This window comes from Kitasatospora sp. NPDC040550, from assembly GCF_055594965.1.
The window spans coordinates 87721-109368 of record NZ_JBVIWC010000005.1 but is presented as its reverse complement, the minus strand read 5'-3'; the positions used below and the strand labels follow the sequence as shown (position 1 = coordinate 109368).

16 protein-coding genes and 3 pseudogenes are annotated in these 21648 nt (G+C 74.1%); 14 read left to right on the top strand and 5 right to left on the bottom strand.

What is annotated here, in order from left to right; all coding sequences use genetic code 11:
• Positions 1-17: 17 nt before the first annotated feature.
• Together ACZ58X_RS10120 and ACZ58X_RS10115 are read right to left on the bottom strand one after the other, a co-directional pair.
• Positions 18-662 carry a DUF2269 domain-containing protein gene (locus ACZ58X_RS10120; protein WP_470333190.1) on the bottom strand — a complete coding sequence of 215 codons (645 nt, stop codon included), beginning with the start codon at positions 660-662 and terminating at the stop codon, positions 18-20.
• Positions 663-920: 258 nt separating this feature from the next.
• Positions 921-2120, bottom strand: a complete 1200-nt coding sequence (locus tag ACZ58X_RS10115; RefSeq protein WP_470333189.1) for a peptidoglycan-binding protein — start codon at positions 2118-2120, stop codon at positions 921-923.
• A 404-nt stretch (positions 2121-2524) separates the two neighbouring features.
• Between ACZ58X_RS10115 and ACZ58X_RS10110 the strand changes: the two genes are divergently transcribed.
• The 4 genes from ACZ58X_RS10110 to ACZ58X_RS10095 all read left to right on the top strand — a co-directional run bounded on the left by ACZ58X_RS10110 (position 2525) and on the right by ACZ58X_RS10095 (position 7111).
• Positions 2525-3892 (top strand): DUF6271 family protein, encoded by a 1368-nt coding sequence (locus ACZ58X_RS10110; protein ID WP_470333188.1) that lies wholly within the window; start codon positions 2525-2527, stop codon positions 3890-3892.
• A complete protein-coding gene (locus tag ACZ58X_RS10105) occupies positions 3889-4386 on the top strand; it encodes a GNAT family N-acetyltransferase (protein ID WP_470333187.1) in 498 nt (165 codons plus the stop codon). The genes ACZ58X_RS10110 and ACZ58X_RS10105 overlap by 4 nt, the downstream gene beginning before the upstream one ends.
• A 96-nt stretch (positions 4387-4482) precedes the next feature.
• On the top strand, positions 4483-5811 hold the full coding sequence (locus ACZ58X_RS10100) for a hypothetical protein (RefSeq protein ID WP_470333186.1): 1329 nt from the start codon (positions 4483-4485) through the stop codon (positions 5809-5811).
• Positions 5812-5992: 181 nt separating this feature from the next.
• Positions 5993-7111: a hypothetical protein gene (locus tag ACZ58X_RS10095; protein WP_470333185.1), complete on the top strand. Its 1119-nt coding sequence runs from the start codon at positions 5993-5995 to the stop codon at positions 7109-7111.
• Positions 7112-7171: 60 nt separating this feature from the next.
• On the opposite strand, the gene ACZ58X_RS10090 is transcribed toward ACZ58X_RS10095, so the two are convergent.
• Positions 7172-8518 carry a serine/threonine-protein kinase gene (locus tag ACZ58X_RS10090; RefSeq protein WP_470333184.1) on the bottom strand — a complete coding sequence of 449 codons (1347 nt, stop codon included), beginning with the start codon at positions 8516-8518 and terminating at the stop codon, positions 7172-7174.
• A 167-nt stretch (positions 8519-8685) separates the two neighbouring features.
• Here ACZ58X_RS10090 and ACZ58X_RS10085 point away from each other — a divergent pair.
• The 10 genes and pseudogenes from ACZ58X_RS10085 to ACZ58X_RS10040 all read left to right on the top strand — a co-directional run.
• A pseudogene (locus ACZ58X_RS10085) lies at positions 8686-9165 on the top strand (IS630 family transposase); the annotation flags it as partial.
• 292 nt (positions 9166-9457) lie between these two features.
• A pseudogene (locus ACZ58X_RS10080) lies at positions 9458-11068 on the top strand (AMP-binding protein); the annotation flags it as partial.
• Positions 11069-11593, top strand: coding sequence for an acyl-CoA thioesterase (locus ACZ58X_RS10075; protein WP_470333391.1), 525 nt, complete (start codon positions 11069-11071; stop codon positions 11591-11593).
• Positions 11594-11727: 134 nt separating this feature from the next.
• Positions 11728-14064 carry an oxidoreductase gene (locus ACZ58X_RS10070; RefSeq protein WP_470333390.1) on the top strand — a complete coding sequence of 779 codons (2337 nt, stop codon included), beginning with the start codon at positions 11728-11730 and terminating at the stop codon, positions 14062-14064.
• Positions 14065-14073: 9 nt separating this feature from the next.
• Positions 14074-15042, top strand: coding sequence for a carbon-nitrogen hydrolase family protein (locus ACZ58X_RS10065; RefSeq protein WP_470333183.1), 969 nt, complete (start codon positions 14074-14076; stop codon positions 15040-15042).
• A gap of 13 nt (positions 15043-15055) precedes the next feature.
• Positions 15056-16189, top strand: a complete 1134-nt coding sequence (locus ACZ58X_RS10060; RefSeq protein ID WP_470333182.1) for a cupin domain-containing protein — start codon at positions 15056-15058, stop codon at positions 16187-16189.
• Positions 16190-16207: 18 nt separating this feature from the next.
• Positions 16208-17101 (top strand): fumarylacetoacetate hydrolase family protein, encoded by an 894-nt coding sequence (locus ACZ58X_RS10055; protein WP_470333181.1) that lies wholly within the window; start codon positions 16208-16210, stop codon positions 17099-17101.
• Between the two features lie 16 nt (positions 17102-17117).
• A complete protein-coding gene (locus tag ACZ58X_RS10050) occupies positions 17118-17870 on the top strand; it encodes a maleate cis-trans isomerase family protein (RefSeq protein ID WP_470333180.1) in 753 nt (250 codons plus the stop codon).
• 112 nt (positions 17871-17982) lie between these two features.
• Positions 17983-18825 (top strand): PaaX family transcriptional regulator, encoded by an 843-nt coding sequence (locus ACZ58X_RS10045; protein WP_470333179.1) that lies wholly within the window; start codon positions 17983-17985, stop codon positions 18823-18825.
• Positions 18822-20471 (top strand): amidohydrolase, encoded by a 1650-nt coding sequence (locus ACZ58X_RS10040; RefSeq protein WP_470333178.1) that lies wholly within the window; start codon positions 18822-18824, stop codon positions 20469-20471. Before ACZ58X_RS10045 ends, ACZ58X_RS10040 begins: the two co-directional genes overlap by 4 nt.
• Positions 20472-20503: 32 nt before the next feature.
• Here ACZ58X_RS10040 and ACZ58X_RS10035 read toward each other — a convergent pair whose 3' ends face one another.
• Positions 20504-21025: a universal stress protein gene (locus ACZ58X_RS10035; protein ID WP_470333177.1), complete on the bottom strand. Its 522-nt coding sequence runs from the start codon at positions 21023-21025 to the stop codon at positions 20504-20506.
• Positions 21026-21110: 85 nt separating this feature from the next.
• A pseudogene (locus ACZ58X_RS10030) lies at positions 21111-21648 on the bottom strand (hypothetical protein); the annotation flags it as partial.

The following is a 21648-nucleotide window of genomic DNA, read 5'->3' as shown; positions in this document are numbered from 1 at the left end:
AGCGCCCGGGCGCGCCGTCACCGGCCCCCGGGCCCCCGCCCGGGCAGGGGCCCGGGGGCCGGTGACGGCGCGCCGGAGGCGCCGGGTATTCGGCCGGGACGCGTGCCCGCGGCCTTGCGGCGGCCCCAAGGCTTGTACACCGAGAGGATCACGTTGAACAGGTAGAGGGCCAGGGCCACCGCCGGGACGATCACCGTGTTGTAGCGGACGAACCCGAGGTCCGCCACCGGGATGGGGCCGGTCGGGTGGGCATCCGCCACCCGGACCGCGTCGTGCAGCCGGGCGGTGAGGGCGAAGACCGAGGCCGCCATCGCAGCGAGCGTCAGCCAGAACTTGGTGCTCACCCAGTAGTACCGGAACAGGCCCCAGGACGTGCCGAGCCCCAGCGCCACCCCGCTCAGGAAGGTGAGCAGGCTCAGCGGCAGGATGAGCACGTCGCCGAGCAGGCCCATTGCCCGGTAGGCCGCTCTCAGCCGGTCGGCGTCGTCGGTGGTGAGGGCCGTCACCGCCAGGGTGAGCAGGCAGAGCATCAGGGCCAGCCAGCTCACCGAGACGACGACGTGCAGCACCACCAGGCGTTTGCGCGCTCCCGGCGACAGCCGGCGGCCGGCGGACCGCCGCCCCGCGCCGGGGGCCGCGACGGCTTCGGTGGACGGGCGCACTGGTACCTCCTTCGAGTCGGGGTCACGACGACGCGCCCAGACTCCCCCGCCCGCCCCTCATCGGGCATCTGACGGTGGAAGTAACCTCGACTACTCCCCGGCGAGTACGGGCCCGGGCCGCGACGCGGCCGCCCGACTCCCCGGGGAGTACCCGCGCCGGCCCACCGACCCGCCGACCCACCGACCCGCCAACCGGCTGACCGGCCGCCGACCGGCCGCCGGCCCGCCTCCCGTCCGGTCCGTCAGCCCGTCAGCCCGTCAGTCCGTCACCGCGAACCCCTGCGCCGCACCGAGCCGGTGCAGCGAGTCCCGCCCGGGGATCCCGTCTGCGGCACCCGCCGAGTACCCGCAGCGCCGCTGCCAGCCCGCGTACGCCGTCACCGTGAGGCTGCCGTACGACCCGTCCACCCAGCGCTGTTCGAGCAACCCCTCGTCCGCCAGCGCCTGTTCGACGATCGCCACCTCGGCCCCGTACGTCCGGTGCCCCTGCTCCGCCCCCGGGTCGCTGCGCGCCGCCGCGACGACGTGGGCGAGCGAGACGGTGCGCGGGCCGGGCAGGTAGCCGAGCAGTCGGCGCAGCGAGGCCTCGCCCGGGACGCCGTCCGCCGCCGGCCCGGAGTACCCCAGGCTCGCCTGGTAGTCCGCGTAGTTCTCGGTGTCGGCGTCCGTCCAGGTCGGTCCGGGCCCGGAGTGGTAGTGGGTGCCGAAGCCGGCCGCGACCAGCGCCCGGCCGACGGTGGTCACCTGGTAGCCCTGGGCGCCGTAGCCGTACGCCAGGCCGTTGACGGTGACCTGGTACCGGGCGGGGGTCGGATCGGCGGGCGGGGCGGGGTGCTGCTGGGAGGGCGGGCCGGTGGGCGAGCCGGGGCCGGCGGTGAAGGCGGGCCAGGAGCCAGGGTCGACGTGGTCGTTGTACGGCACGTGGGCGTGCGCGTACCAGCCGCCCGCGGTCTCCCAGACCCGCTCGTCGCGGTGCTCGGTGAAGTCGGTCGGCCGCCCCATCGGCCAGACGTCGGGCACGCCCCAGGAGGTGATCCAGGCGTGGATCCGGTCCCAGCCCGCGCAGGGGGTGTCGACCAGCCGCGGGTAGACGGTGCCCTGGTGGCGGCAGTAGGGGAAGAAGACCGCCTCGATCTGGATCACCACCAGCCCGGCCCGGTTGGTGCGGGTCGGGCTCTGGGCGGGGCTGAGCAGGCTCTTGGAGCGGGAGTCGGCGGGGAAGAGCTGCGCGGTGCGTCCGCTGAACGGGTCCCAGACCAGGTGCGGGGCGTCCCCGGCGCCGGCGCCGGTGAAGTACCCGACGAGGTCCTCGTAGGAGCACCAGTCCTGCGGTGCGGCGGCGGTGGCGTTGCGGTCCCAGGTGATGTGGGCGATGGCCTTCGGGGGGTACTGGTGGTCGGTCGGCGCGTGGTCGCCGAGGTCGTGGATCTCGGCACCGGGCAGCCACGGTTCGGGCATGCTGGCTCCTCCGAACGGCGTAATGACGTCGTTGCCGGTATCGGCAGGTCCGGGTCACGGATTGACCCCGGCGGCGGGATCGGCGGGGTTGAACCACCCTAGGTCGCACGGCCGTTCGGATCAACGAGGGGAATTCGTCCTCACGTGCGGACCCGGCGGCGACAGGGCGCGCCGCCGGGTCCGCGCTCCGCCCTGTCCGGAAGCGGGTCCGGGCGCGGTCCCCAAGGCCTCCGGAAGACCTCCGAAGGCCCTCCGGAACCGCCGGGCGGGGGCGCATTCCACCCCGCCGCAGCCCCGCTGTCAATCGTTGACTTGGGAAGTGGTCTAGTCCACGGTGGTGCGCTCGAAGCCCTCACGGCGCCACTGCCGCAACCGTTCTGACGAGCCGACGGAGAACCACCGCCATGCAGAGAGTCTGCCTCGCCCTGCCCACCATGCGTTCCTGCCCCGAGACCATCGCGGAACTCGCCGAGGAGGCGGCCTACGCCGTAGCGAACTTCGGGGTCGAGGTGCACCTGCTCATCCTCGACACCACCGACGCCGCCACCTTCGCGCAGAACGCGGGCGCCGTGGCCACGCTGGAGCCGACCCCCGGCGTGGTCGTCCACCACCTGGGCGAGGCCCGGCAGCGGGAGTTCCTGCGCCGGGCGGCCGACCGCTCCGGCGCCGCCGATCCCGACCTGCTGCTCGAGCTGATGCTCCCGCCGGCCGTCGCGTACGGCTCCTGCGTCAACCGGCTCTTCCTGGGCGCGGCCGCCCTCGGCTGCACCTCGGCGCACCTGCGCAACGACGACGCCGACTTCCAGGTCGTCGACGGCCGGAAGGTCTTCCCGATCCACCACGAGCTGCTCTCGATCGGCCGACCGGCCGGCGAGGCGGTGGCCGGGGTGACCCGCTCCGAGCTCGACCCGGCCGACGCGGACAAGCCGGTGATGCTGGTCAGCGGCTCCTTCATCGGCGAACTCAACGTGGACATCAGCGAGATCCACGAGCTGGACCCGGCCGTCTACCGCGACGTGGTGCGCCTGTGGACCCCGCCGGTGTGGCCGGAGGAGGAGCGGGACGCGATGGTCGACGTCTCGTTCAAGGGCGCCGGTTCCGAGCCGTTCACCACCGACGAGTCCGTCCTCGGCGTGCCCGACATCTGGGACGTCTACATGTGCAACATCGCCCTGGACCACCGGGCCTACGAGGTGCTGCCGCTGCTGCCCTCGATCGAGACCATCGGCAGCGACTACGCCCTGCTGCACGCCCTGGTCCACTCCCGGCTGCCCGGCGTCGTCCACAACCGGCACATCGTCAACTACTACACGCCCGAGCGCCGCACCGGCCCCGGATTCGTCAACTACCAGCTGCGGTTCGTCAAGTTCCTCCTCTCGATGCTGTACCTGTACCCGGTCTACGGCGGCATGATCGACCTGGGCCGCGGGCTGCTGGACGAGCGGCACGGGCTGCGGGTCGAGCCGATCGTCGACCTGGTGCGCGGCAGCGTCGACTGGGACCGGGCCGGGAACGAGCACTGCCTGGACGTCCTGGACCGCTCCTACCGCAAGCTGGGCGGCAAGTACGCCGAGCTCGCGGACGTGGTGGCCGAGCGGCGCGGGCAGCTCCTGGACGAGGCCCGGCAGGACGCCGAGCGCTGGGCGGTACTGGTCGAGGCCTGGGCACCGCTGGTGGCCGCCGCCCGCGCCCAGGGGCTGGACGCCGCCCCGGAGGGCCCGGACGCCGGTGCGGAAGGCCAGGACGCCGGTACGGAGGGGGCGGCCCGGTGAGCGAGGACCTCCGGATCCGGCGGCTGGCCGACGGGGACTGGGACGCCGTGGTCGCGCTCGAACACGCCGCCTACGCCGCCGACGGCCTGTCCGAGGGCCGGGAGGCGCTGCAGTCCCGGGCCCGCAGCTCACCGGACACCTGCTACGTGCTGGAGCAGCAGGGCGTCGTCCGCGGCTACCTGCTGAGCCTGCCGTACCCGCCGCTGCACTGCCCGGACCTCACCCGGCCGGAGGAGACGGCGTACGTCTCGGCCAACCTGCACGTGCACGACCTGGTGATCGCCGAGGACCTGCGCGGCCGGGAGGTCGCCCTGGGGTTCATGCGGCACTTCCGCGAGCGGGCCGAGGAGTCGGGCTTCGAGCGGATCTCGATGGTCGCGGTGCGCGGCGCGGACATCCTGCTGCGGCTGCTCGGCTACCGGGCGCACCGGGAGGTCACGGTGCCGGAGTACTACGGGCGGCGGGCCGTCTACATGTCGGCGCCCGTGCGCTGACCCGGGACGGCGCCCCGGCGGGCGGACGACGGCAGCCGGTCGGGGCCGCACGAAAACCGGCGGCGGGCCCGGCCGGGCGGCGGGCAGAATGCGCGGATGCCCTCCCTGCTGTACGCCGTCGCCCGCAACCCCGTCCTGCCGCCCGATCTGCTCGCACGGATGATCGCCCGACTCACCGACGCCGACGAGGAGTTGGCGTGCGCGCTCGCGGAGCGGACGGACCTCGACCCGGGGCAGGTCCGGCTGCTGGCCGAACGGTTCGAGGACGCCGCCGTACGGCTGGCCGAGCACGGCCTGCTGCCCGTCGGGGACATCGACCCGGTCGCCCGGCCGCGGGTCGCGCTCATCCTGCTGGACGAGGGACGCGGGGACCCGGCCTGGGCCCCGCTGTTCGCCCGCGACCCGGACGAGCTGGTGCGCGAACGCCTCGCCTCCGCGGTCGGGCTGCCGGACGAGGTCGCGGAACTCCTCGCGGCCGACGGATCCGACGACGTGGTGTCCGATCTCGCCTACTGCACCGGGCGCTCGGACCTGCTGGCACGGCTGGCCGCGCACCCGGCGGCGCAGGTCCGACGCTCGGCCGCGGCCAACGAGGCCACGCCGGCGGGGCTGCTCACGGTCCTGCTGGGCGACCCCGAGGTGATGGTCCGCGAACAGGCGGCGGCCAATCCGACCACCCCGGGGGCGGCTGCCGCCCGCCTGGTGGCCGACCACATGATGATCCGGCAGGCGCTCGCCACCCACCCCGGCCTGCCCGCCGGGACGTACCACCGGCTGGCCGGGGACGAGATCCCCTGGGTCCGGTCCAACCTGGCCCGGAACCCGGGGATCGACGCGGCACTGATGAGCCGGCTGGCCGAGGACGACGGCTACGACGTCCGGCGCGCGCTCGCCCACAACCCCGGCATCCCGTTCGACCTCCTCGCCCGGCTCGCGGCCGCCGTCCGGATCGGCCCGGCCCTGCTCCCCCGGATCGCCGCCGCCGCTCCGGCCGAACTCCGCGCCCTCGCGGCCGCGCCCGAGCCCAGGGTCCGCGCGCTGGTCGCCGAGCACCGGGCGCTGCCACCTGACCTCCGGGACCGACTCGCCACGGACGCGGACGCGAGCGTGGTCAAATCGGTGGCCCCGCATCCGGGCCTCAGCGGCGTCCAACTCGCCGCGATGCTGGACCGGTTCGGCACGACAGTGGCCACCGCCATGACCAGGAACCCGGGCACCCCCACCGCACTGCTCGACCGCATCGCCACCACCCCGCCCACCCCGGTCAAGGCCCTGCGCACCCTCGCCGCCCACCCCAACGCCTCCCCCGCCGCGCTGGCCGCCTGCCTGGCCTCCCCGGACCCCCGCACCGCCGAGGGCGCGGCCGCCAACCCGGCGCTGCCGGTGGCGGTGATGGCGGAGCTGGCGGAGCTGGCGGCCCGGTGACGGACGGGACCGGTGACGGCGGAGCCCGCCGCCCCGTGACGGACGGGACCGGTGGGCCGCCGGGTCTCCGCCAGGTCCGGACGCGGTTGCAGTTGCGTCTCCGTTCAACCGGAAGGGGGTGTGCCGGGGCGGCCGGTCCGGGAGCCTGGAGGCAACGACTCGTAGGGCGGGGGGAGCTGCCATGGGGGACGGCCGCGAGCTGGTGGCGGGTGCGGTGGGAGCGCTGGTGCGACTGGCCCGGGGCACGCCCGGCGGGCGGGGGCAGGCGGTGGCCGAGGTGGTCCGGGCCCGGCTGCGACTGCTGCCCGAGGGGGCCCGGGCGCTGTCGGCGATCGAGGCGGACCCGGACGATCCGGCGGCGCGGGCCGAGCTGGCCGCGGCCGTCGCCCGACTGCTCGCCACCGACCAGGGGTTCGCGCAGTACCTGACCACCACCGACCTCGGCGGGACGGCGGATCCGAACACCGTCCAGCTGCGGACGGACCCGGGAGCGGGCCCGACCACCGTCCAGCTGCGGACCGGGCCGGGTTCGGATCCGACCACCGTCCAGCTCCGGGTCGACCCGGACGCCCCCGCCGGCGGCCCGAGCACCGTCCAGCTGAGGGTCGACCCGGCGGCCGCCGGCGCCGCCCGGGCGCTGGCCGCCCGGCGCGGCAACGTCGCCGTCCTCACCGTCCTGGCCCTGGTCCTGATCGCCGCGCTGGTCGCGCTCGGGATCAACCTCGGCTCGCGCCCGCTGCTGCAACCCACCGGGCCCGACTTCGCCCACGCCGCCCGGACCATCCGCGATCCGGCGCGGGTGCAGAGCGTGCTGCCGGACGCCGCCGCGATGCCGGGCGGCTGGCAGCAGCAGGGGGCGCCGCGCTCCGGGACGGGCAGCGGACCGGGCGCGCCCTGCCTGCTGCCGGGCGCCTGCGACCAGCAACTCGCCTACGCCACGGTGTCGTTCAGTGCCGCGCCGCTGCCGTCCGTGCAGTTCACCGTGGTCACCTTCGGCTCCGCCGAGGCGGCCGGCCGGGCCTTCGACACCCGGCTCGACCTCCTCGACGCCCGGGGTGACGCGGCCCCGGCGGCCGTCCAGGCGGTCGGCGACCAGAGCGCCGCCCGCACCCGGGGCGACTCGACGGCGGAGACGGTGGTCCGGGTCGACTCGACGCTGCTCTACGTGCACTACGCCGGGCCGGGGGCCGCGGTGGCACTGCCCGGGCTCACCCCGTTCGCCCGGATGCTCGCCGAGCGCGCCCGGCAGGCCGAGGACGGCCGGACCCCGGACGCCGTCTTCCACGCCACCGGAAACTAGTGCCGCATCAGGCAACGTTCGCCTCATCGATGTGCCATCCGGCTGCTGGGCGAGTCGTGATTACGCCGCTATTCCCCGTCGCCGGGATTGCCTGGTCTTGATGTCGCGGTAGCAGTACGCCGCGATGGTCAGGACGGCCAACGTGAGTGCGACCCACACGCTTGCGTCGGCCGCATAGTAAGGATTCTCCGAGATGATGACCGTGTTCTTTGCGGCCCCAAGAACGAGGGTGGCCACGGCGACGTACGCAGTGCCGCGCGTCAGCCGTGTGGAGTGCGGTTTGAGTATTGCCGTACACACCCAGAGGACCACCATGTCTGCCAGCGGCCCGATCGCCCCCCAGAGGAGCACCAAGAATAGGAGGAGCAACCATAGGAAAACCGAGAGGACCAACCGTGTCGCACGCCTGAGGCGTGCGGGGGTGTGCGTCGATGCGTCCGACCGTGCGGGGAGGTTACCTGCTCTGCGGGTGGGGGCCGTAAGCGGCAGGGGGGCCGTCGCTGCCGTAGAGGGGGATTGGCTGGTCTCTGCCGCTGGTCGCGCAGGGCCCCCGGCGGGCTCTGGTGTGTGGCCGAGGTGTCGTAGCGCCTGGGAGAGGTCGGTGGCGCTCGGGTACCGCTGCTCGGGGTTCTTTGCCAGCAGCCTCAGCACGAGGTCGTCCCACGCGGAGGGGATGCCGATGGATAACGAGCTTGGCACGGGAGGCTCTTGGGTGAGGTGTGCCGAGAGATACCCCACGGTGTCGGGGGCCTGGAAGGGGAGCCGGCCTGTGATCAGCTCGAAGAGGATGCAGCCGAGGGCGTAGAGGTCGCTGCGCGGATCCGGGAATCCACGTGCCTGCTCCGGGGCCATGTAGGGCGGCGTGCCGACGATGAAGCCGTTCTCGGTGAGACGGGTATCGGTCGGATCGACGGCGCGTGCGATGCCGAAGTCGAGGACTTTGGCGGTGCCCGCCGGGGTGATCAGGATGTTGGACGGCTTGATGTCGCGGTGCATGATTCCGGCGTCGTGCGCGCCGGCCAGCGCATCGGCGATCTGTTCGCCCCAACGAGCGGCGTCGACCAGAGTGGCGGCGCCCCGACGCATCAGTGTGTCGAGACCCTCACCCCTGACCAGTTCCATGACGAGAAAGGGGACGCGGTCCTCTCCCTCACCGTATTCGCCGAGGTCGTGGATGGTCACGATGTTGGGGTGCTGGAGGCGGGCGGTGAGCCGGGCTTCGCGCAGGAACCGGGCCCGTGCCTCGTCGCCGCGGCTCCCGCCACCGGTGAGCAGGGAGATGACCTTGACGGCTACGGGTCGGTCCAATGTCTCGTCTTGGGCCTGCCACACCTGCCCCATGCCGCCTTGGCCGAGCTGACGCACTAATCGGTACCGCCCGACGAGAAGCTGTGCATCCACTGCCATTACTCCCCCCAATTGTTCGTCAACTCGTCTACCTTACTGGGGTTCTCCGGCCGCAGGGAACGGTGCGCGAGGGCGGCTCCGGATCACCTCCCGGCCTGGGAATCGGGTGACACCGACCGTCAGATTGGTCAGGTGCCTGAACGCGTGCAGGTCCGTGAGATCGATGACGCGCCCCTGACTGCGCGGCCAAGAAGGCCCGCGTCGAACACCTCTACGCAATCGCCGACGGCGAGGTCATACCCGAGGAAGGCGAGCCCGAAGTCGTTTTCTACGGCCACATCAAGAAGACCAAGAACCGCTCCAAGTTCCTGGAGTTCTGCCGCTACCTGCGCTCGCTGCACCCGATGGACGTGCGCATTGCGATCATCTGCGACAACTACTCGCCGCACCTGACGACGAAGCGCTGCCAGCGGGTCGGAACCTGGGCTGCGGCGAACAACGTCGAGATCGCCTACACCCCGACCAGCAGCTCCTGGCTCAACCGGATAGCCCAGTTCACCGCCCTGCGCCACTTCGCCCTCGACGGCACCGACCACGCCAGTCACAAGGAACAGGGCAGCATGATCCGCCGCTACATCATCTGGCGGAACAAGCACGCCGCCGACGAGCGTCTACGCGAAGTCGTCACCAAGGCCAACGTTGCCTGATGCGGCACTAGAGCCCGGCGCGGCCCGGCGCCCCGGGAACCCCGACCCGCACCCCCTCACCCGTACGCCCCTACTACCCCGTACGCCCTGCCCACCCTGTACGCCCCACCCACCCTGTACGCCCCACCCGCCCTGCGGGCCCCACCGGCCCGCGGGGCGTTCCGCTTGCCCCGCCCCGCCCCCGACCTGCGCCGACCGTCCCCGTCGCCCGAATGCATGTATCGCTCTCTTGACTGGCGTCACGATCGCGCCATACTGGCTTCACTCCCGCTCGCCCGACGAGGTGCCGCCCATGGAGCTCTCCCCCTCGGCGCACATGGACACGTTCTGCCGAGACCATCTCCCGCCCTTCGACCAGTGGCCAGAACTCCTCTTCGAACTCCCGGAGTTGGCCTACCCCGACCGCCTGAACTGCGCGTCCGCCCTGCTCGACGACACCATCGCCCGCCTGGGCCCCGACCGCCGCTGCCTGCTCACCCCCACCACCCGGTGGAGCTACGGCGAACTGCGCGACCACGCCGACCGGACGGCCCGGCTGCTCACCGAGGAACTGGGCCTGGTCCCCGGCAACCGCGTCCTGCTGCGCGGCCCCAACACCCCCTGGCTCGCCGCCTGTTGGCTCGGGGTGCTGAAAGCCGGCGGCGTGGTCGTCACCACCGTGCCACTGCTCCGCGCGGCCGAGCTGACCGCACTGACCCGGATCGCCCGCCCCACCATCGCCCTGTGCGACCACCGCTTCCGCACCGAGCTCGACCTCGCCGACACCCCCGGAATGCGGGTCCTGTCCTTCGGCGGCCCCGGCCCCGAGGACCTCACCGCCCGCAGCGCCGCCCAGCGGCCCGGCTTCACCGCCGTACCGACCGCCGCCGACGACGTCGCGCTGATCGCCTTCACCTCCGGCACCACCGGCCGGCCCAAGGCCACCCTGCACTTCCACCGGGACGTGCTGGCCAACGCCGACACCTTCGCCCGCCACGTGCTCCACCCCACCCCCGACGACCTCTTCACCGGCACCCCGCCGCTCGGCTTCACCTTCGGCCTCGGCGGCCTGCTGGTCTTCCCGCTGCGGGTCGGCGCCGCCAGCCTGCTGCTGGAGCAGGCCACCCCCGAACAGCTCGCCGAGGAGGTCGCCCGGCACGGCGTGAGCGTGCTGTTCACCGCGCCCACCGCCTACCGGGCGATCCTGGCCGCCGGGCTCGCCGACCGGCTGACCGGCGTACGGCGCTGCGTGTCGGCCGGCGAGCCGCTGCCCGCCGCCGTCTGGGAGGCCTTCCGCGCCGCCACCGGCCGACGGCTGATCGACGGGATCGGCGCCACCGAACTGCTGCACGTGTTCATCTCGGCCGCCGACGACGACATCCGGCCGGGCGCCACCGGCCGCCCCGTCCCCGGCTACCGGGCGGCGATACTCGACCGGCAGGGCAACCCGGTGCCGGACGGCCAGCCCGGACTGCTCGCCGTCAAGGGCCCCACCGGCTGCCGCTACCTGGACGACGAGCGCCAGCGCGAGTACGTCCGCGGCGGCTGGAACCTCACCGGCGACACCTATCTCCGCGACCGGGACGGCTACTTCTGGTACCAGGCGCGCAACGACGACATGATCGTCTCGGCCGGGTACAACATCGCCGGCCCCGAGGTGGAACAGGCACTGGCCGCCCACCCGGCGGTCGCCGACTGCGCCGTGGTGGCCGCCCCGGACGAGCGGCGCGGCTCGGTGGTCAAGGCGTACGTGGTGCTGACCGCGGGCACCTCGGCCGGCGCCGAGACCGTCAAGGAGCTCCAGGAGCACGTCAAACGCACCATCGCGCCGTACAAATACCCGCGCGCCGTCGAGTTCGTCCCCGAGCTGCCGCGCACCGCGACCGGCAAGCTGCTCCGCGCCGAGCTGCGCAGAAGGGCCGCCGTGACACCCCAGAACGCCGCACCCCAGGACACCGCACCACAACACACGGCACCGCAGGACACCGCGCCCCAGGGCGCCGCACCGCAGGACGCGGCACCGGAGCCGGCACCCGCCCCGGCCGCCATCACCATCGAGCGCCGGGTCGAGTGGTCGGACACCGACGCCGCCGGGCACTACCACTTCTCCGCCGTGCAGCGCTGGGCCGAGGCCGCCGAGGCGGCGCTGCTGCGCCGGCTCGGGCTGGCCGAGCTGTTCGGACGGATCCCCCGGGTGCACTTCGAGGCCGACTACCGGGAGCGGCTCTGGTTCGGGGACGTGGTCCGCACCGAGCTGCGGGTGGTCCGGGTCGGCGGCTCCTCGCTGCACTACGCCTTCGAGGTGCACGGGCCGCAGGGGCTGGCCGCCAGCGGCCGGATGTCGGTGGTGCACGCGGCGCCGCGGGTCAAGGGCGCCGAGCCTTGGCCCACCCCGGTCCGCCGGGCGCTGACCGAGGCCGGTCCGCAGCAGCCGGAGGTGGTCGCGTGACGGGCGGGCGCCGGCAGCCGCCGGTCGGCGAGCCGCAGCCCGCGGCCGACGGGCAGCGGCACCGGACGGCCGACGCACCGCGGCACCGGACAGCCGACGCACCGCGACACCGGACAGCCGACGGGCCGCGCCGGATCGCGGTGATCGGCGCCGGCCCCGGCGGGCTCTACTTCGCCGCCCTGGCCAAGCAGTTGGCCCCCGAGCGCGAGATCACCGTGTTCGAACGGGACGGCCGGGAGGACGAGTTCGGCTTCGGCGTGGTGTTCTCCGACGAGACCCTGGACGGCATCGCCCAGGCCGACCCGAAGGTCTTCGCCGCGATCAGCGCCGAGTTCGCCCGCTGGAGCGACATCGACATCCGCCACGCCGGCCAGGTCCGCACCAGCGGCGGGCACGGCTTCGCCGCCCTGGACCGCAACCGGCTGCGCGCCGTCCTCCAGGACCGCTGTGCCGAGCTGGCGGTGGACGTGCGCTACCGCACGCCCGCCCCGCCGGCCGACCGGCTCGCCGCCGAGTACGACCTGGTGGTGGCCGCCGACGGCATCCACTCCGGCACCCGGGCCGCCCACCCGGAGGCCTTCCGCACCGAACTGGACGAGCGGTACTGCCGCTACATCTGGCTCGCCACCGACAAGGTCTTCGAGGCCTTCACCTTCATCGTCGAGGAGTTCGACTTCGGCACCGTGCAGGTGCACGCCTACCCGTACAGCGCCACCCGTTCGACCTTCATCGTCGAGGTCGCCGCCGACGCCTGGCGCCGCGCGGGCTTCGAGGCCCTCGCCGCACGGGAGTTCGCGCGGGGCGAGAGCGACCTGGCGAGCGTGGAGCGCTGCGCGGAGCTGCTCGCCGGGCACCTGGACGGCCACCGGCTGATCCCCAACGCCTCCCGCTGGATCCGCTTCACCACCGTCCGCAACGCCGGTTGGCGGCACGGGAACACCGTGCTGCTCGGCGACGCCGCGCACTCCGCGCACTTCTCGATCGGCTCGGGCACCAAGCTGGCCCTGGAGGACGCCCTCGCCCTGGCCGCCGCGCTGAGCGAACAGCCCACCCTGGACGGCGCGCTGGCCGCCTACGAGGCCGAGCGGCGGCCGGTGGTGGAGTCCACCCAGCGGGCCGCGCAGGCCAGCCTGGAGTGGTTCGAGACGGTGGGGCGCCGTGCCGGGCAGGACCCGGACCGGTTCGCCTTCAACCTGCTCACCCGCAGCCGCCGGGTCACCTACGGCAACCTGCGGGCCCGTGACCCGGAGTTCACCGCCGCCGTGGACGCCGCCACCGGCGGCTCCCCCGGGGTGCCGCCGATGTTCCGGCCGCTGAAACTCGGCGCCCTGGAGCTGCGCAACCGGATCGTGGTGCCCCCGCTGGCGACCTTCACCTCCCCCGACGGGCTGCCCAGCGCCTTCGACCGGGCCCAGTTGACCGCCCACGCGCTCGGCGGCGCCGGGCTGGTGATCGCCGGGATGACGGCGGTCGACCCCGAGGGCCGGGCCACCGACCGCTGCCCCGGGCTGTGGACCGACCGCCAGGAGGGCGCCTGGGCCGAACTCCGGCGCGCCGTCGCCTCGGTGAGCGACACCCCGGTCGGCATCCAGCTCACCCACGCCGGCCGCCGGGGCGCCACGGCCGCGCCCGGACCGGACGGCATCGGCCGCCCGCTCGCCGACGGCTGGCCGCTGCTCGCCCCCTCGCCGCTGCCCTGGGACTCCGGCAGTGCCGTCCCGCACGAGGCGAACGACGTCCAACTGGCCGCCGTCACCGCCGACTTCGCGGCCGCCGCCGAGCGCGCCGGCCGGGCCGGGTTCGACGTGCTGGAGCTCCAGTTCGGCCACGGGCACCTGCTCTCCGCCTTCCTCTCCCCGCTCACCAACCGCCGCACCGACGGCTACGGCGGCCCGCTCGCCCACCGGCTGCGGCTGCCGGTCGAGGTGCTGTCCGCCGTCCGCGCCGTCTGGCCCGCCGGGCGGCCGCTGCTGGTCCGGATCTCGGCCGCCGACTGGGCCCCCGGCGGGACCACCGAGGCCGAGGCGGTGGCGATCTGCCGCGCGCTGGGCGAGGCCGGGGCGGACGCGGTGGACGTGTCCACCGGCGAGGTGGTGGCGCACCAGCGGCCGCCGTACGGGCGCGGCTTCCAGACGCCCTTCGCCGAACTGGTCCGCGCCGCCACCGGCCTGCCGACCGTCGCCGTCGGCGCGATCTCCGGCCACGACGACGCCAACTCCGTCCTGCTGGCGGGCCGCGCCGACCTGGTCGCGGTCGGCCGGGCCCAGCTGCACGACCCGTTCTGGACCCTGCACGCCGCCGCCGACCAGGACTACACCGGCCCGGGCGCCCCCTGGCCCGCGCCCTGGCTGGCCGGGCGCCGCCGGCCGCCCGGCCCGGGCGCCGACAAGGTCGCCCCGCGCCTGCACGTGCTGCGGGAGGCCGCCCCGCCCGTCCACCGCCGCTGGCGGCCGGCTCCGGCCGAGGAGTGAGGAAGACGCATGGACCTGCCGCGCTTCACCGCCGCCGCCGTCCAGGCCGCCCCGGTCTACCTGGACCCGGCCGCCACCGTGGACAAGGCCGTCGCCCTGATCCGGGAGGCGGCCGGCCGCGGCGCGGAACTCGTGGTCTTCCCCGAGGTCTTCGTGCCCGGCTACCCGTACTGGAACTGGACGATGACCCCGGTGCAGGGCTCGCCCTGGTACGAGCGGCTGTACCGCGCCGCGGTGGACGTCCCCGGGCCGTACGTGGAAGCCCTGCGCTCGGCCGCCCGGCAGGCCGGGGTGGTGCTGGTGATCGGCGTCAACGAGCGCGGCCGGCACAGCCTCGGGGTGCTGTACAACACCCTGCTGATCATCGGCGCGGACGGCGAACTCCTCGGCGTGCACCGCAAACTGGTGCCCACCTGGGCCGAGAAGCTGACCTGGACCCAGGGCGACGGCAGCTCGTTGAAGGTGCACCGCACCGCCGTCGGCCCGCTCGGCGCCCTGGCCTGCGGGGAGAACACCAACACCCTGGCCCGCTTCACCCTGCTGGCGCAGGGCGAACTCGTCCACGCCGCCGCCTACATCGCCCTGCCGGTCGGCCCCGAGGACTACGACATGGCGGAGGCGATCGCGCTGCGCGCCGCCGCCCACTGCTTCGAGGGCAAGCTGTTCACCGTGGTCTCCTGCTCGACCGTGTCGCCCGAGATGGTCGACCTGATCGCCGGCGACGACCCGCAGGTGCGCAGCCGGCTCACCCGCCCGCACAGCGCGTTGTCCGGGATCTTCGGACCGGACGGCCGGGCGGTCACCGAACCGCTGGTCGACGAGGAGGGCATCGTGTACGCCGAGATCGACCTCGGCCGCTGCATCCAGCCCAAGCAGATGCACGACATCGTCGGCCACTACAACCGCTTCGACGTCTTCCGGCTGCACGTGGACGACCGCCCGCTGCGGCCCCTGACACTGCCCGACGAGGAAGCGTGACCGAGGAGGAGTCATGAGCACCGAAGGCACCTACGACGACGGCCGGATCGGCCGGGCCCGCGTCGACGACAGCCCCGAACTGCTCGCCTACTACGAGGAGTTGGCGAAGCACGAGGCCGGCGCCCTGTGGACGGTGGCGAACGAGATCGAACCCTGGTACCCGCAGCCGAAGTCCGTCCCGGTGCTCTGGCGCTACGCCGACCTGCGCCCGCTGGTCCGCAAGGCCCTCCCGCTGGTGAAGGCCGACGACGCGGGCCGCCGGGTGGTGATGCTGGTCAACCCCGGACGCCGCGAACTCAGCGCCGCCGTCGGCCTGTTGTACACCGGCCTGCAGATCATGGGACCCGGCGAGGCGATGACCGCGCACCGCCACCAGGCCTCCGCCCTGCGCTTCGTCCACGAGGGCACCGGCGCCTGGACGATCGTCGACGGCCAGAAGCTCCGGGTCGGCCCGCGCGACTTCGCGATCACCCCCAACAGCACCTGGCACGAGCACGGCAACGAGGCCGAGGACAACCCGGTGATCTGGCAGGACGGCCTGGACATCCCGCTGGTCAACACCCTCGACGCCAACTTCTACGAAGTCCACCCGGACCTCTACCAGCGCCCCGGCCCGGTCCCCAACTCCTCGCTGCTCAGCTACGGCGGCAACCTGCTCCCGTACGGCGTCGAGAAGTGGACCCGCCCGTACTCGCCGCTGCTCGGCTGGCCCTGGGGGCCCAGCTACCACGCGCTGTGCCAACTGGCCCGCGCCACCGAGGGATCCCCGTACGACGGCGTGATCATGGAGTACACCAACCCGGTCACCGGCGGCTCGGTGATGCCCACCATGGCCGCCCACCTCCAGCTGCTCCGCCCCGGCCAGGCCACCCGCGCCCACCGGCACACCGGCTCGGTGGTCTACACCGCCGCCAAGGGCCGGGGCGTCTCGGTGATCGCCGGGCAGCGCTTCGAGTGGCAGCAGGGCGACATCTTCGTCGTCCCGTCCTGGGCCTGGCACGAGCACGAGAACCTCGACCAGGGCGAGGACGCCTGCCTGTTCTCCTTCAACGACTTCCCGGTGATGCACTCCCTCGGCCTCTACCGCGAGGAGGCCCACCCGGCCCACGACGGGCACCAGGACACCACCGGGCCCACCGCCCCGTAGAACAGGAGAGTCCACCCGATGCAGCTGCTGACCTACCGCGCCGACGGCGACCCCACCCCCAGGCTCGGCGCCCGTACCGACGGCGACCGGGTCGCCGACCTGACCGCCCTCGCCACCGGTGCCGGCGTCGAACTCCCCGACGACCTGATGGGGTTGATCCGGGCCGGCGAACCGGCCCTGGCCACCGCCCGCGCCCTGACCGCCGGGACGCCGGCCACCCGGCCGCTGGCCGAGGTCACGCTGTGCGCCCCGCTGCGCCCCGGCAAGGTCGTCGGGGTCGGCCTCAACTACGTGGAGCACGTGGCCGAGTCGCACCGCACCCTGGACACCGAGCGCGAACTCCCGGACCGCCCGGTGCTGTTCGGCAAGCCCGCCACCGCCGTCACCGGCCCCGGCCAACCCATCCTGCACAACGCCGACCTCACCAAGCAGCTCGACTGGGAGTGCGAACTCGCCGTGGTGATCGGCGAGCCCGCGTTCCGGGTGAGCGAGGCGGACGCCTGGCGGCACGTGTTCGGCTACAGCATCGTCAACGACATCAGCGCCCGCGACCAGCGCCGCAGCGGGCAGTGGTTCTTCTCCAAGGGCCAGGACAGCTACGCGCCGTTCGGCCCGGTCGTGGTCACCGCCGACGAGATCCCCGACCCGCAGCAGCTCGACCTCTCGCTGCGGGTCAACGGCGAACTGCGGCAGGACTCCAACACCCGCCACATGCTGTTCGGCATCGCCCGGCTGATCGCCGACATCTCCGCCGGGATGACCCTTGAGCCCGGCGACGTCATCGCCACCGGCTCCCCCTCCGGGGTCGGCGCCGGCATGGTCCCGCCGCAGTTCCTGCAGCCCGGCGACCTGGTCGAGGCCACCATCGAGCGGATCGGCACCCTCGCCAACCCCGTGATCGACGCCCGCTGAGAGGAGTCCGGCGCAGATGACCACCTACCGGATCGGCCAGATCGTCCCGAGCTCCAACGTCACCATGGAGACCGAAGTCCCGGCCCTGCTGCGGGCCCGCGAGGCGGTCGCCCCGGAGCGGTTCACCTTCCACTCCAGCCGGATGCGGATGACCAGGGTCACCCCCGAGCAACTGCGCGCCATGGACGGCGAGTCCGACCGCTGCGCCGCCGAGCTCTCGGACGCCCGGGTCGACGTGATCGGCTACGCCTGCCTGGTCGCGGTGATGGCCACCGGCCCCGGCTACCACCGCGAGGCCGAGCAGCGGCTGCACCGCCGCACCGTCGAGAACGGCGCACCCGCGCCCGTGGTGACCAGCGCCGGCGCCCTGGTCGCCGGACTGCGGGCGCTCGGTGCGCGGAAGGTCGCGATGGTCACCCCGTACCTGCGCCCGCTGGCCGCGACGGTGGTCGACTACCTCGCCGGGGAGGGCATCGAGGTGCTCGACCACGCCGCACTGGAGATCGCCGACAACCTCGACGTGGCCGCCCACGACCCGGCCCGGCTGCCCGGGATCGCCAAGGGCCTGGCGCACGGCGAGGCGGACGCGGTGGTGCTCTCCGCCTGCGTGCAGATGCCCTCGCTGTCCGCCGTCGAAGAGGCCGAGCAGCAGCTCGGCAAGCCGGTGGTCTCGGCGGCGATCTGCACCACCCACCAGTTGCTCCGGGCGCTCGGCCTGCCCGCCGTCGCCCCCGGCGCCGGACACCTGCTCTCCGGCGCGTACGCCTGAGCCCGACCGGACCGGTGCCCCACCCGCACGCCCGACCCAGCACCGGCCCACCCGACCCGCGGTGCCGTCGCTATGATCACCACCAGCCGTCGGGGAGGAGGAGGGCCCGCAGATGCCGGAGAGCACGACCCGGCCCAGCTCCCTGATCAACACCGTCTACGGCGAGTTCGTCCGCCGCCTCGGCGGCTGGATATCGATCGCCGACCTGATCGCGCTGATGGCCGAGCTGGACGTCGACGGCCCGGCCGTCCGCTCGGCCATCTCCCGCTTGAAGAAGGCCGGCACCCTGCTCCAGGAGCGCCGTTCGGCCACCGGCTACCGGCTGGCCCCCGCGATGGGCCCGGTGTTCGACGAGGGCGACCGCCGAATCTTCCACAGCCTGGAGCCCGCCGAACTCGCCGACGGCTGGGTGGTGGCGGTCTTCTCGGTGCCGGAGTCCGAACGCGCCCACCGCCACCAGCTGCGCTCCCGGCTGAGCTGGCTCGGCTTCGGCAACGCCGCCCCCGGCGTCTGGCTGGCCCCCGCCCGGCTGCTGCCGGACGCCCGCCGGCTGCTGGAGCGCCTCGGCCTGAGCGCCTACGTCCACCTCTTCCTGTCCGCCGAGTACGCCGGCTTCGCCGAACTCCGTACGGCGGTGGCGACCTGGTGGGACCTCCCGGCGATCGAGGCGCAGTACGCGGCCTTCACCGACGCCTGGCGCCCGGTCGCCGAGCAGGTGCGCGGGCGGGAGCGGATCGACCCGGTCGAGGCCTTCCGGGACTACGTGCCGATGCTCACCCAGTGGCGCCGGCTGCCGTACCTCGACCCCGGGTTGCCCGCCCCGCTGCTGCCCGAGCGCTGGAACGCCGTACCGGCCCGCGCGGTGTTCACCGAGGTGCACGGGCTGCTCGCCGAGCCGAGCCTGCGGTACGTCGAGAAGGTCACCGGACTGTCCCACCCCCAGGAGCTGCCATGACCACCCCGGACCAGACCCCCGCCCCGGACCGAACCCCCAGCCCGGCCGACCTGCTGATCCGCGCCGCCGCCGTGCACACCCTCGTCCCGGGCGAGCCGCCTCGGCGGGCGATCGCCGTCACCGGCGGCCGGATCACCGCCCTCGCCGCCGAGCCGACCGGCCTGGACGCCCTGGTCGGGCCGGACACCGAGCTGGTGGACGCCCCGGCCGCGACCGTGCTGCCCGCCTTCGACGACACCCACACCCACCTGATCCTGGCCGGGCACAGTGTCCACGGCGTCCCGGTGCACCGGGCCCGGGACCTCGACGGCTTCCTGGCGCTGATCCGCGAGCGGGCCGCCCGCACCCCCGCCGGGGAGTGGATCGTCACCACGGTCAACTGGCAGGAGGTGCTGCTCGCCGAGCAACGACTGCCGACCATCGGGGAGTTGGACGCCGTCACCGCCGACCACCCGGTGCTGGTGCGCCGCGGCGCGTACAACATGGTGCTCAATTCGGCCGCGCTGCGGCTGGCCGGGATCGACGAGTCCACCGAGGCCCCGGACGGCGGGGTGATCGAGCGGGACGGGCGGGGGCGGCTGACCGGCCGGCTGATCAACCGGGCGATCGAGCCGGTCGAGCGGGTGCTGCCGCGGCCGACCCTCGCGGAGCGGATCGAGGGACTGCGCGCGGCCTCCGCCGACTACGCGGCGACCGGGATCGGGACGGTGCGCGACTGCCTCGTCCCGGTCGAGGACCTCGACGTGCTGGACGCGGCCCGGGCCGCGGGGGCGCTCGCCGTCCGGGTCCGGGCCCTGGTCTCCGGCTTCGCGGCCCGCACCCCCGCGCAGGTGGACGCCTTGCTGGACCGGATGGACGGCTGGCGCGCGGACGGCCGGGACGACGCCCGACTGCGGCTGTGGGGCGTGAAGTTCGGCATCGACGGCGGCTTCGAGGCGGGCGCCCTGGAACAGCCGTACCAGGGACAGCCCTGCTACCACGGCCGGTTGCTCTGGGAGCCGGCCGAGCTGCTCGCCGCGGTGGAGCGGGTGGTCGGGCGCGGCTGGCGGGTGGGTGTGCACGCCTGGGGCGACCGCGGGCTGCGGGTGCTGCTGGACGTCTTCGAGCAGGTGGTGAAGCGCCACCCGGGGCTGGCGCCGGGAACGCTCGTGGTCGAGCACGGCGGGCTGGCCCGGGCCGACCAGCGGGCCCGGGCGGTCGCGCTGGGCATCCCGGTGACGGTGCAGCACCCGCTGCTGCACGACGGCGCGCTCACCCAGCAGCGGGCCTGGGGCGAGGAGCGCACCGCCGCGCTGTTCCCGCTGCGCGAGTGGCTGGACGAGGGAGCGCAGCTGTCGGCCGGATCGGACTTCCCGGTCGGCCCGTACGGCGCGATGGTGTCGGTGTGGGGCATGACGACCCGAGGGACCACGGCCGGGGTGGTCGGCCCCGAGCACGCGATCGGCCGGGCCGAGGCGGTCGCGCTGCACACCGTGAACGCCGCCCGGCTGACCGGCGAGGAGGCCGAGCGCGGCAGCCTGCGGCCGGGGGCGCTCGCCGACCTGACGCTGTGGCCGGTCGACCCGCTGCGCTGTCCGACGGCGGAACTGCGCGGGCTGCTGCCGCTCCGTACGGTGGTCGGCGGCCGTACCGTGCACGGGGGATGACGGCCCGACCGTGCACGGCAGTTGATGGACCGTCAGGCCGCGACGAGCTCCCGCAGGTCGATGTCGCCGCGGTGCAGGGCGCGCAGGTCGTCGTGCAGGGTGGACGGCGGGACGACGAGCACGCCGCCGCGCGCGTGGTCGAGGCAGTAGCGGGCGACCGAGCCGCGCAGCAGCCGGCGCACACGACCGCGCAGCGAGCCGTGCCGGCCGGCGCTGATCACGAGCAGGTCGCCGGGCCGGTCGGCCAGCGCGGTCAGCACCGGGCCGGCCTCGCCGCGCATCACCAGCGGCTGCACCGGCAGGCCGATCGGCAGGCCGCCGAAGGCCTGGCCGAGCGCGCTCTCCAGTCGGGCCCCGGCGGCGTCCTGCCAGGCGCGGAGCAGCGGCGGGCAGGGCCGGGCGCGGTAGTTGCGCTCGCCGCCGACCGGGGTCCAGGCCAGCACCGGGACGAGGACGGCCCGGCGGGCCCGGGCCTCCTCCGCCGCCCGGTGCAGGGCGGTCAGGCTGTGCAGTGAGCCGCTTACTCCGACGATGACGCGCGCGTCGCCCGACATGATCCTTCACTTTCCGAAGTCAAAGCCATTCAGTATCTGCGATTATATTGCCATGACTGCCATGCGGCCTGCAAATCGAAGGCATTCACTGAATATCCCCTTGCATCGCTCGGACTTCCTGGAGCAGCCCCCAGGTGAAGTCGGCCGTCCAGGAGCCCGCCCGCCCGCCCGCGTCCGGCGCCCGGAAGTCCAGCCGGAAGCGGGTCGGCGCACTCCCCTCGCGCGGCACGGCCCCCGGGAACGCGACCCCCACATCACCCACCACACAGCCCCACGGCTCCAGGTCGGCCGCCGTACGCAGCACGGGCCCGGGAGCGCCGGGCGCCCGGACCAGCCACTCGTTCAGCACCGGCGCACCGATCTCCGCCGGCCCCAGCAGCACCTCGAAGCGCAGCTCCGGCCAGAGCGGCAGCGCCCACTGCCGGGCGGTGCAGTCGAGGTCGCCGATCCGCCGGGGCAGGCTCGCCTCCGCCGGCCCCAGCACGGCGGCGTACCGGGGGGGGGGGCGCGGGGGGGGGGGGGGGGGGGCCATCGACCGCTACTGATTTTTTGTCCTCCCCCCCGAAGACAAGGTGGGGTCGAGGCGAACCCCCCCCTCCCCCACCAACCCCCGATGGTTGTTT

What these genes read in the sequence shown, in the direction of transcription:
- ACZ58X_RS10115 (WP_470333189.1), bottom strand. Translation starts at nt 2,120, where the DNA reads ATGCCCGAACCGTGGCTGCCCGGTGCCGAGATCCACGACCTCGGCGAC.
- ACZ58X_RS10110 (WP_470333188.1), top strand. Translation starts at nt 2,525, where the DNA reads ATGCAGAGAGTCTGCCTCGCCCTGCCCACCATGCGTTCCTGCCCCGAG.
- ACZ58X_RS10100 (WP_470333186.1), top strand. Translation starts at nt 4,483, where the DNA reads ATGCCCTCCCTGCTGTACGCCGTCGCCCGCAACCCCGTCCTGCCGCCC.
- ACZ58X_RS10095 (WP_470333185.1), top strand. Translation starts at nt 5,993, where the DNA reads ATGGGGGACGGCCGCGAGCTGGTGGCGGGTGCGGTGGGAGCGCTGGTG.
- ACZ58X_RS10090 (WP_470333184.1), bottom strand. Translation starts at nt 8,518, where the DNA reads ATGGCAGTGGATGCACAGCTTCTCGTCGGGCGGTACCGATTAGTGCGT.
- ACZ58X_RS10065 (WP_470333183.1), top strand. Translation starts at nt 14,074, where the DNA reads ATGGACCTGCCGCGCTTCACCGCCGCCGCCGTCCAGGCCGCCCCGGTC.
- ACZ58X_RS10060 (WP_470333182.1), top strand. Translation starts at nt 15,056, where the DNA reads ATGAGCACCGAAGGCACCTACGACGACGGCCGGATCGGCCGGGCCCGC.
- ACZ58X_RS10055 (WP_470333181.1), top strand. Translation starts at nt 16,208, where the DNA reads ATGCAGCTGCTGACCTACCGCGCCGACGGCGACCCCACCCCCAGGCTC.
- ACZ58X_RS10050 (WP_470333180.1), top strand. Translation starts at nt 17,118, where the DNA reads ATGACCACCTACCGGATCGGCCAGATCGTCCCGAGCTCCAACGTCACC.
- ACZ58X_RS10045 (WP_470333179.1), top strand. Translation starts at nt 17,983, where the DNA reads ATGCCGGAGAGCACGACCCGGCCCAGCTCCCTGATCAACACCGTCTAC.
- ACZ58X_RS10040 (WP_470333178.1), top strand. Translation starts at nt 18,822, where the DNA reads ATGACCACCCCGGACCAGACCCCCGCCCCGGACCGAACCCCCAGCCCG.
- ACZ58X_RS10035 (WP_470333177.1), bottom strand. Translation starts at nt 21,025, where the DNA reads ATGTCGGGCGACGCGCGCGTCATCGTCGGAGTAAGCGGCTCACTGCAC.